Below are 9,997 nucleotides of genomic sequence, written 5' to 3'. Positions count from 1 at the left end.
ACTTGTCCCGGCACCGCGCAGCGAAACAGGAACCCACCCGAAGCCTCAGCCGGTGACCACCGGCAGGCAGGCGGGAATCTCCGTCCTTTAGGGCGAAGAGGATGTCAAGGGTGCAGGACCACCTTCGTGTAGCCCTCGATCCGCTTGTCGAACTTGTCGTAGCCGGACGGCGCCTGGTCCAGGGGCAGCTCGTGGGACACGACGAAGCTGGGCGTCGCCCTGCCCTCGATGATCAGATCGCGCAGTTGCCGGTTGTAGCGCTTGACGTTGCACTGCCCCGTCCCCATCCGCAGCCCCTTCTCGAAGAGCTTGCCGATCGCGACGAGGAGCATGCCCTGCTTGGCGTGCTCGTCCGGGCCGCCCGGGTCGGAGGGGACGTAGAGCCCGGGCACGCCCAGCGCCCCGGTGGGCCGGACGGTGTTGACGAGCGAGTTCAGGACGGTCGCCGGTTCCTCCTCGCCGCTTCCGCCCGCGGTCGCCTGGTAGCCGACGGCGTCCACGCCCTTGTCCGTGCCGGCGCCCCCGGTCTGCTCCTTGATCTGCTCGACCGGATCACCCGCCGAGAAGTCGACGGGCACCGCCCCGATCTCCTCGGCCTTCCGCAGCCGCTCCGGGACCCGGTCGACGACGAACACCTTCTTCGCGCCGCGCAGCAGCGCCGAGTAGGCGGCCATGAGCCCGACGGGGCCCGCCCCGTACACCGCGACACTCTCGCCGGGGCCGACCTGGGCGAGCTCGCAACCGTGGTAGCCGGTGGGGAAGATGTCGGCGAGGAGGATGAAGTCGGTCTCGTGCTCGTCGCCCTGCGGCAGCTTCAGGCAGTTGAAGTCGGCGTAGGGAACGCGCAGGTACTCGGCCTGGCCGCCCTGCCAGGGGCCCATGGAGACGTAGCCGTACGCGCCGCCCGCGAAACCGGGGTTCACGGTCGTGCAGTACCCGGTGTACCCGGCGGCGCAGTTGGTGCAGAAGCCGCAGGCGACGTTGAAGGGCATGACGACGCGGTCGCCCTTCTTCAGGCCCGTGACGCCCTGACCGACTTCGTCGACGATCCCCATGTTCTCGTGGCCGAACACGATGCCGGCCTCCGCTGCGGTGCGCCCCTCGTACATGTGCAGGTCGGAGCCGCAGATCGCGGTCGACGTGACGCGCACGACCACGTCGTTCGGATGCTGGATCCCCGGCTTCTCCACGTCTTCGACCGCAACAGAGAACGGTTCTTTGTAGACGACTGCTTTCATGATCGCGACCTCCGTCTCGTCGCTCCGCTCCCCCTGCTCGCTCCCCGTGCTCCCTCGGCACCTCCTGTCTCGCTGTGACCCACCTCTCATGGTTGTCCGGTCCGGCAGACGGGGCAAGTTCCTGTCCGGCTCCTCCTCCGCCCCTGGCCGCGGGGTCAGGGTCCGAGTCCCCGCATCTGGCGCACGCCCAGCGCGCACACGCCGCAGACGGCGCCCCACCCCCCGTCGACCAGGAGCATCGGCAGGATGGTCTGCGGCCGCGCGAGCGGACCCCGCAGCGTGCCGTCGAGCAGGGGCGACAGCACCCCGCTGAGAACCAGCGCGGCCAGCGCGTACGCCACCCCGGCGACCACCGGCGTCAGCAACGGCTCGCGCACCCGGCTGAGCCCGACCACGAGGATCCAGGCCAGGCTGATCACCACGGTCAGCAGCATCGGCGCGAGCGGCCGGCCGGTCGCGCCGGTCGCGCCGGTGACCGAGAACAGCGGCCGGACCAGTGCGACGGCGGCAAGCAGGGCGACCACCGGCCGGTTCAGGCGGCGCAGGCGTACGGAGAGGGGGAGGCCGGGGCCGGATCGGGTGCTCATGCCCCCCAGCGTCGAACGGGGAGGGACCCGCGGGCGTCGCCCCGGAGCCGTCACCGGCCGTACTCCGGCGGTTGTGGCTCCCGGCATCCGGTTACCCCCGAGGTTGCGGGTGGGGGCCGGACGGCTCCGCCGCGCGGGGGACGGCACGGCGGCCACGGTCTGCCTACGCTGACGGCCGGCCACCGCCCCCAGGCCGAGCCCACCGCCGACCTGGTCCACACCCTGCGCGACGACGTCCTGCCCGCCCTGTCCGACCGCACCGGTGCCACGTACCTGGTCGGCGGACCGACGGCCGCGGCACAGGACTTCGCCGACTCGGTATCGTCCCGCATCCCGCTCTTCGTGACGGTCGTCGTGGGCCTCTCCTCGCTCCTGCTCCTGCCGGTCTTCCGCTCCGTGTGGATCCCGGTCAAGGCGGCGTTCCTCAACCTCCTGTCCATCGGGGCGGCGTTCGGCGTGATCACGCTGGTCTTCCAGCCCGGCTGGTTCGGCGTCCAGCCGGGCCCGGTGGAGGCGTTCATCCCCGTCATGGTCTTCGCGACCGTTTTCGGCCTCTCCATGGACTACGAGGTCTTCCTGGTCTCCCGCATCCACGAGGAGTGGGAACGCGCCCGTGACCAGGCCCTCGCCGTCCGAGAGGGCCTGGCAGCCACCGGCCGGGTCATCAGGGCCGCCGCGGCCATCATGATCGTCGTCTTCGCGGCCTTCGTCCTCAGCCGCATGCTCCAGCAGTTCGGCCTCGGCCTCGCCACGGCGATCCTCCTGGACGCGGTGGTCATCCGCTGCCTCGTCGTCCCGGCCGCCCTGCAACTCCTGGGCCGCCACGCCTGGTGGCTCCCGGCCCCTCTGGCCCGCCACCTGCCGAGGGTGACACCGGAGCCGCCCCGGGCCCATTCGAAGAGGCCCTGAACAACACCCGGCCGGGAAGCCCCGGAAGCCCCGGAAAGACGCGAAAGGGCGGGCCCGGGGAAACCCCGCAGCCCCCGGACCAGCAGCCGAGGCTGGTCGCGGCATCGCGGCATCTCTGAGCAGAGGTGTTGAACCTCTTCCGCGCCCTGTCGGGTGTCAGTGCTCGTTCCTATGGTGGAAGGATGGCTAATGGGGTGTGGCACACCAGATATGGCATAGAGATCAATCTGTCCCTGCCCGACCTCGGTCACCCGGACCGTCCCGATCTGCTCCAGGAGATCACCGTCAAGGTCTCGGAGCGCGACGCGCAGTTGCTCGAATGTCTCGCACACCACGAAAAGCGCGAGTGCCTGTCGGAGTCGGGCGGCAAGTCGCCCTGGATGTTCATCCGTCGAGGTCGCGTGGGCGGCCGGCGACCGCTCGTCGCGTCGCACCTGCCGCTCACGCACAAGGCGACGCCGGCGGAGAGCGCCCAGCACAAGGCCACCAAGGAACGCATCGTCGAGACCGCCGGGCGGTACGGCCTGCATGCCGAGGCCGAGGTCCCCGTGGCCAACCGGCGGAGCGTCTCGGATGCCGTCGTCACCGGTCCCGGCGGTCTCAGGATCGGCTGGGAGATCCAGTACCACCACCTCGGCCCCAGCAGTGTGCACCGGCGTTCGGTCAATGCCGTGGAGCACGGCATCACCCCGCTGTGGGTGGCGAAGGACCGGACGGCTTCTTTGATCGACCGGGCTCCCTGGACGCGGGTCGACGACATGCCGTGGAAGGACATCGCCGACGGCAAGGAGATGGTGATCCGGGGCGGGTACCGACACCTCGAAGTCTGGAGGTGCGTACCGAGCAGCGAGCGCCACTGCCTCATCAGCGGGGGCGCCGGCCATTGCGGCGCGATGCACGCCGACTGGTTCGCGCCCGCGCTGTGTCTTCCGGCGCGGAAGCCCGTCCACATCGAGGAACTGGTCCTGCGGAGCGCGACGGGCGAGAGCGTCCCGGTCTACGTGCCCAGCCGGGGGAACGGCCGCGCGGGCCGGCACATGTGGGTGTCGGCCGACGACCGTGCGCTGTGGCAGGAGCTCGTCGGCGAGAAGACCCCGCTCCCCACGGTCCCGGCCGAGGACGAGGACGATGTGATCACCTTCGCTGAGCAGGAGATCGACCGCACCTGCCGAGCCGGAGAGGAGGGCTGGTTCGCCGGCGACGGCCGACCCCTGCGTGATCTCGACCAGCCGACCGGCGGCTTCACGCTGCCCCGCATGCCGGTCCAGCGCTCCCGCGGCCCGATGCGGATCACCGATGTCGAGCGGGCTGCTGCCTCGGCCGCGCTGGGATGCCCGCCGTGGGAGATCGGACCGTGCACAGGCTGCGGTCAGCTGATGCGGCGACACGGCCGGAACGCCGCCATGTACTGCACCGTGTGCAGGGCCGTCCTCAACGGGCGACAGCCGTAACTGGCTTTGTTCACGAGAGCGGACAGCAGATGTTCATCGCCCCGGGAGGTGCTGGAGCGTGCCTGCCGGTTCGAAGAGCTTGTGGGCTCCCGCCGCGTCTCGCTCGCTGCTGCGACCGGTGACGGGACCGCGGTCGGGACGTGTGCGGGGAACAATGGGGATCATGGAATACGGTGTGCGCGAACCAGCGAGGCTGGGACGGACCCGGCTGGCGGACGGTCGGCTCATGGGCTGGGCGGAATGGGGACCGGCCGACGGCACCCCGGTGCTGTTGTGCCCGGGGGCGGCCACCAGCAGGTGGCTCGGTTTCGGCGGCAGTGTCATCGACGCGGCAGGCATCCGGCTCATCAGCGTGGACCGGCCCGGCCTCGGCGCCTCCGATCCAGCCCCCGGCCGGACCCTGACCAGCTGGACCACCGACATCCGGCACCTCATCCGGGAGCAGGCCCTGCGGACCCCGTCGGCGGTGGGATTCTCGCAAGGGGCACCGTTTGCCCTCGCCCTGGCCGCAGACGGTCTGGTGAACGCGGTGGCCGTGGCGTCCGGCAGCGACGAACTCGCCCATCCTCGCCTCACACACGCCCTGGCCCCGCAGGTGAGGGACATGGTGAACGCCGTGGCAGCCGACCCCGACGCCGCTGAGGCCTCCTTCGCCGGCTTCGGCAGCGCCGACGCACTGTGGGATCTGATCATCACGACGAGCCCCGAGGCAGACCGCACGGTCTACACCGACCCGGTCTTTCAGCGCGCGTTCCGGCGCGCGATGGACGAGGCATTCAGCCAGGGCCCGGCCGGCTACGCACGCGACACCGTTCTGGCGATGGGCCGCTGGCCGTTCGACCCGGCCGACATCGCCGTCCCGGTCGAGCTCTGGTACGGAGAGCAGGACACCAGCCCGGTCCACTCCCCGGATCTGGGCGCATCACTCACCCGGACGATCCCGAAGGCGACCAGGCACCTGCTTCCTGCCACCGCGGGATCTCTGCTCTGGACGCATGCCGAGGCTGTCCTGAGCACGCTGCTGGCCCATGCCCGATGACGACGGTGGCATCGGGCATTCCCCCTGCGACCAACCGGCTGGACCGGGAATCGAGCGGCGCTCTGTGCCGGTGTCCTCCGAGGTGGTGAAGGGATCGTCTCCGCGGTGCGTGCGGCAGGGGTCGGGTCGGCGGTGACTGTGACGACCGCAACCCGAACTGCAACGCTCAACGCCGAAGGGCCTCACCGCGGACGGTGGGCCCTTCGACATCGTGCCCGGTGAGGCACTGGCGGAGGGTACGAGATTCGAACTCGTGAGAGGTTGCCCCCCCCAACACGCTTTCCAAGTCTTCGTCTGGGGGTTCTGGTGCGTACGTGGGCGTCCTGACCTGCGGTGTAGCCGAGTCGAGCAGGGCTCTTGAACGGTGCTGTACGCAGGTGAATGCAACCAGAACTGCAACCACGGGAGTCCAGCTGCTGATCACGCCCTGCGCCAGGCGCCGAGTAGTTCTCTGGGCCCGTATGCCGCCTGGAGCCCGGAACAGGTGGTCCCGTTGCGCGAGACCGCTACGAGCGGTACCGGCTCGTCGGTGATCGCGGCCCGGTGCTTCTGCAGCGCGACCAGGTCGTGGTTGTCGAACGCGGAGTTCTCCAGCCACTTGACCGACCCGAGGAAGAGCAGTTCCTTGGCCACCGGCTGCCGGTCCGCGCCCACCAGGTCGATCTCGACGTCGTTGCTGCGGGTCCAGTACCCGCCGATCGTGGGGGCGGCGGGCAGGAGCCCGTCCGGCAGGAGCCGGGCGAGGGATTCCCGGACGAGGGGTTCGATCGCACGCCCCCGCCAGCTCGTCCACTGCTCCTTGATCCGGCTCAGCGTGAGGTCTCCCCGCATCCGCTCGATCTCTGCCATGTGCGGGTCCAGGAACGCGAGCCAGAACCGGAGGTAGGGGTCGGCCACGCGGTAGCGGCGTTCCTTCGACGGCCTCAGTGAGAGAGGCAGCTCGGCTGCCACCACCCGTTTCCCGGTGAGGACATCAGTGGCTCGGGTGAGGGTGGTGTGGGCGATGCCGCCCGAGGCGCGAGCGATGTTGGTGAAGGTTCTCTCCCCGCTTCCGATGGCCCGAAGGACCTCCCGGCTCATCGCCTGTGGCGGAAACTCGGCGGCCAGTGACCGTTCGGCGGAGACCAGCAGCGCGGAGATGGGGTTGTCCAGTGAGCCGCGGAGGAACTCCCAGACGTCGGCTCCGGGCCGCCACTCCGCGCAGATCAGCGGAAGTCCACCTGTGATCAGGGCGGCGTCGAAGGCCGCGGCCGGCGCGAGGTCGAGCATCTCGCCGATGTCGGCCGGGTTCAGCGGCCCCACGACCATCTCCCGGCCCCGCTGGTGGAAGGGGCGGTCGTAGCTGTTCAGCGCCTCCATCATCGACAGGTCGGAGCCGACCAGGAGGAGGAGTACGGGTTTGCGGCTGAGCAGACGGTCCCACGCCCGCTGCAGCATGCCCTCGAAGGCGTCGATGCGGTCCATGAGGTACGGAACCTCGTCCATGACAACCACGCTTGGGCTGTCGTCGGGAAGGATCTCCGCGAGCAGTCTGAATGCCGCGTTCCACTGCTCTGGAGTCTCCTCGGAGAACAGTGTCCGCTCCGGCAGGGTGGATCTGGCGACGGCGTCGAGCAGCTCCGTCAGCTCGTCCTCCGCCGTGCCGCCCGCCGCGGTGAAGAACAGGTACGGCACCTCGGTCCGCCGGAGGAATTCCTCGACGAGGCTGGACTTGCCGACTCGCCTCCGCCCGCGCATGAGGATGCACTGTCCCGGCTTTACCGAGCCGACGGCATCCAGGACCGACCGCAGGGCGCTGCCGAGCACGTGCAGCTCCCGGTCCCGACCGATGAAGCGCCGCATGCAAGCCTCCCGTGAGCAATAGTAGCGACAGAGATAGTATCGATGTCGCTACCAATCCGCCTATTCGCCTGCGGCGCTCATGACGCCGTGGATGCGGGAGAGCGTGAAAACGCGCTCGGCGTCCCGAAGGGGCGCCGCGTCCCTCCATGCCTCGAGCGCGCGTGCCAGACGACAGCCGTCGAGGCCGCTCAGCCAAGTCGCCAGCGTCGATGGGGACTTCATGCCGGGGCACCTCACGAGATCAGGACCATGGCAGCGGGGGACTCGCCGCAGGCTTTCAAGGATGTCGTACCCCTGTGATCCGCGGATGCCGTACGGGACAGGACTCCTCCGTCGGTGGGCGCCGGCATGCGCGGCGCGGCGGGAGCGGGGCAGTCCGGACTCTCGAAACGAAATGTCAGAATTGGGAACATGTAAATGCAACCAGCGCATGACGAGAAGCCGAACCGCGTATCGCGGCTCGGCTTCTCGTTTCGCCTGTTCAGGCGGTTGCGGAGGATACGAGATTCGAACTCGTGAGGGGTTGCCCCCAACACGCTTTCCAAGCGTGCGCCCTAGGCCTCTAGGCGAATCCTCCGCCGAGAACATTACATGACGCCGGGGAGTGCTTGCGAACTCGTTCCGGGGGCCCCGCATCGGGTAACGTGTGGCCCAGCCCCTCACGCGGCGCTATCTGACTGAACTCCCCCAGGGCCGGAAGGCAGCAAGGGTAGGTCGGCTCTGGCGGGTGCGTGGGGGGCGTCTCCTTTGCGGGCGGCCCGGTTGTCGGTGGGCGCCTATAACCTCGTATGCGTGTCGTCTCTCGCGCTCTACCGCCGTTACCGCCCGGAGTCCTTCGCCGAGGTCATCGGGCAGGGGCATGTCACCGACCCGCTGCAGCAGGCGCTGCGGAACAACCGGGTCAATCACGCGTACCTGTTCAGTGGTCCGCGCGGCTGCGGCAAGACGACCAGCGCGCGGATCCTGGCGCGGTGTCTGAACTGCGAGCAGGGGCCGACGCCGACCCCGTGCGGCGAGTGCCAGTCCTGCCGCGACCTCGCGAGGAACGGGCCGGGGTCGATCGACGTCATCGAGATCGACGCCGCCTCGCACGGTGGCGTGGACGACGCCCGTGACCTGCGCGAGAAGGCCTTCTTCGGGCCCGCCTCCAGCCGGTACAAGATCTACATCATCGACGAGGCCCACATGGTCTCCCCGCAGGGCTTCAACGCCCTGCTGAAGGTCGTCGAGGAGCCCCCGGAGCATCTGAAGTTCATCTTCGCGACCACCGAGCCCGAGAAGGTCATCGGGACCATCCGGTCGCGGACCCACCACTACCCGTTCCGGCTCGTCCCGCCCGGCACCCTGCGCGACTACCTCGCCGAGGTGTGCGGCAGGGAGGGGATCGCGGTCGACGAGGGCGTGCTCCCGCTCGTCGTGCGGGCCGGGGCGGGGTCCGTGCGTGACTCCATGTCCGTCATGGACCAGCTGCTCGCGGGCGCCGGCGAAGACGGTGTGACGTACGACATGACCACCGCCCTGCTCGGCTACACGGACGGTTCGCTGCTCGACTCCGTCGTCGAGTCCTTCGTCTCCGGGGACGGCTCCGCCGCCTTCGGGGTCGTGGACCGGGTGATCGAGGGGGGCAACGATCCGCGCCGCTTCGTCACCGACCTGCTGGAGCGCCTGCGTGACCTGGTGATCCTCGCCGCCGTGCCCGACGCCGGCGAGAAGGGGCTCATCGACGCTCCCGCCGACGTCGTCGAGCGGATGCAGGAGCAGGCCCGGTCGTTCGGCGCCGCAGAGCTGAGCCGGGCCGCCGACATCGTCAACGAGGGCCTGACCGAGATGCGCGGTGCCCACTCGCCGCGCCTCCAGCTGGAGCTGATCTGCGCGCGGGTGCTGTTGCCCGCGGCGTACGGCGACGAGCGGTCCGTCATGGCCCGGCTGGACCGGATCGAGCGCGGGGTGCAGTTCTCGGCGGGCACGGACGCGCCTGCCGTGGGGTACGTGCCGGGGCCCGAGGCGCATGCCGGTGGGCAGCCGGTGGGCGGCGGGGGCGTCGCGGATCCCGCGGCCGCCGTTCCGCCCGGGGGCGGGCCCGCGGCTGCCCGGGCGGCGGTACGGAATCCCGGTCCTGGCCCTGGTCCCGGTCCCGGACAGGCCTCCGGTTCCGGCCCTGGTCCCGGTTCTGGTCCCGGGCAGGCTTCCGGTTCCGGGCAGGGTCCGGGGCGTGGTGCCGGTGCTGGTGCCGGTGGGGCTTCTTCCGATGCGGGGGGCGCGTCCGGTCCCTCGGCGCCCGCGCCTGCTCCCGGTCCCGGTCCCGGTCCCGACGGTCCTCCCGCCGCGGCGCCCCCCTCGGCGTCCGCGCCCGGTGCCTGGCCGACCGCGGCGCCCGCGGGCGGTGGGCGCCGACCCGGCGGCTGGCCCACTGCGGCACCGGCGGGCGGCGGTCAGCCACGGCCGCCCGCTGCTCCGGAGCCCGCCGCGGCCCAGGCACCCGCGCCGGCCCCGGCCGCCCCGGCGCCCGCCTCTCCGCCTCCGGGGAGCGGAGTCGATCCCCGTTCGATCTGGCCCAACATCCTGGAGGCGGTCAAGAACCGCCGGCGCTTCACCTGGATCCTGCTCAGACAGAACGCCCAGGTGACCGGCTTCGACGGCACCTCCCTCCAGATCGGCTTCGTCAACGCCGGTGCCCGCGACAACTTCGTGAGCAGTGGCAGCGAGGACGTGCTGCGGCAGGCCCTGGCCGAGCAGTTCAACGTGCAGTGGAAGATCGAGGCGGTCGTCGACCCCTCCGGTGGCTCGGCTCCCCCGCCTCCCTCGGGGCCGTCAGGCGGCCAGGGCGGCTCCGGCGGTGGCGGCTACGGCGGCGGAGGCGGCGGGGGTGGCTTCGGCGGCGGCGCTCCCGCCCAGCGGCCGTCCGCGCCGGCGTCCCCGCCGCCGAAGCCA

Annotated in this window: 6 protein-coding genes, 1 tRNA gene, 1 other RNA gene and 1 pseudogene; 5 read left to right on the top strand and 4 right to left on the bottom strand. The window is 70.6% G+C overall.

Features of this window, described 5'->3' with window-relative positions:
* Positions 1-104: 104 nt before the first annotated feature.
* Both HZS56_RS36075 and HZS56_RS36070 read right to left on the bottom strand, forming a co-directional pair.
* Positions 105-1,238: a glutathione-independent formaldehyde dehydrogenase gene (locus tag HZS56_RS36075; protein WP_216725030.1), complete on the bottom strand. Its 1,134-nt coding sequence runs from the start codon at positions 1,236-1,238 to the stop codon at positions 105-107.
* Positions 1,239-1,393: 155 nt separating this feature from the next.
* The gene (locus tag HZS56_RS36070; protein WP_216725032.1) at positions 1,394-1,825 is read right to left on the bottom strand and encodes a hypothetical protein; all 432 of its coding nucleotides are present in this window, start codon (positions 1,823-1,825) and stop codon (positions 1,394-1,396) included.
* 186 nt (positions 1,826-2,011) lie between these two features.
* On the opposite strand from HZS56_RS36070, the pseudogene HZS56_RS36065 reads away from it, so the two are divergent.
* The 3 genes and pseudogenes from HZS56_RS36065 to HZS56_RS36055 form a co-directional block, all read left to right on the top strand.
* Positions 2,012-2,734, top strand: a pseudogene (locus HZS56_RS36065) (MMPL family transporter); the annotation flags it as partial.
* Between the two features lie 182 nt (positions 2,735-2,916).
* On the top strand, positions 2,917-4,185 hold the full coding sequence (locus HZS56_RS36060) for a competence protein CoiA family protein (protein ID WP_253915464.1): 1,269 nt from the start codon (positions 2,917-2,919) through the stop codon (positions 4,183-4,185).
* A 163-nt stretch (positions 4,186-4,348) separates the two neighbouring features.
* Positions 4,349-5,224, top strand: a complete 876-nt coding sequence (locus HZS56_RS36055; RefSeq protein ID WP_216725029.1) for an alpha/beta fold hydrolase — start codon at positions 4,349-4,351, stop codon at positions 5,222-5,224.
* A gap of 420 nt (positions 5,225-5,644) precedes the next feature.
* On the opposite strand, the gene HZS56_RS36050 is transcribed toward HZS56_RS36055, so the two are convergent.
* Positions 5,645-7,066 carry an ATP-binding protein gene (locus HZS56_RS36050; RefSeq protein WP_216725028.1) on the bottom strand — a complete coding sequence of 474 codons (1,422 nt, stop codon included), beginning with the start codon at positions 7,064-7,066 and terminating at the stop codon, positions 5,645-5,647.
* Positions 7,067-7,558: 492 nt separating this feature from the next.
* A tRNA-Ser gene (locus HZS56_RS36045) sits at positions 7,559-7,643 on the bottom strand.
* Between the two features lie 74 nt (positions 7,644-7,717).
* Between HZS56_RS36045 and ffs the strand changes: the two genes are divergently transcribed.
* Together ffs and HZS56_RS36035 are read left to right on the top strand one after the other, a co-directional pair.
* Positions 7,718-7,812, top strand: an RNA gene (gene ffs / locus HZS56_RS36040) — signal recognition particle sRNA small type.
* A 46-nt stretch (positions 7,813-7,858) separates the two neighbouring features.
* Positions 7,859-9,997 (top strand): DNA polymerase III subunit gamma and tau (locus HZS56_RS36035; RefSeq protein ID WP_216725027.1); only part of this gene is annotated, 2,139 nt, incomplete at its 3' end.

Origin of the sequence: Streptomyces mayonensis, from assembly GCF_018982965.1 — a bacterium.
Taxonomy (GTDB): Bacteria; Actinomycetota; Actinomycetes; order Streptomycetales; family Streptomycetaceae; genus Streptomyces; species Streptomyces mayonensis.
The sequence above is the reverse complement of the archived record's forward strand: the minus strand, read 5'-3'. Positions and strand labels throughout refer to the sequence as shown.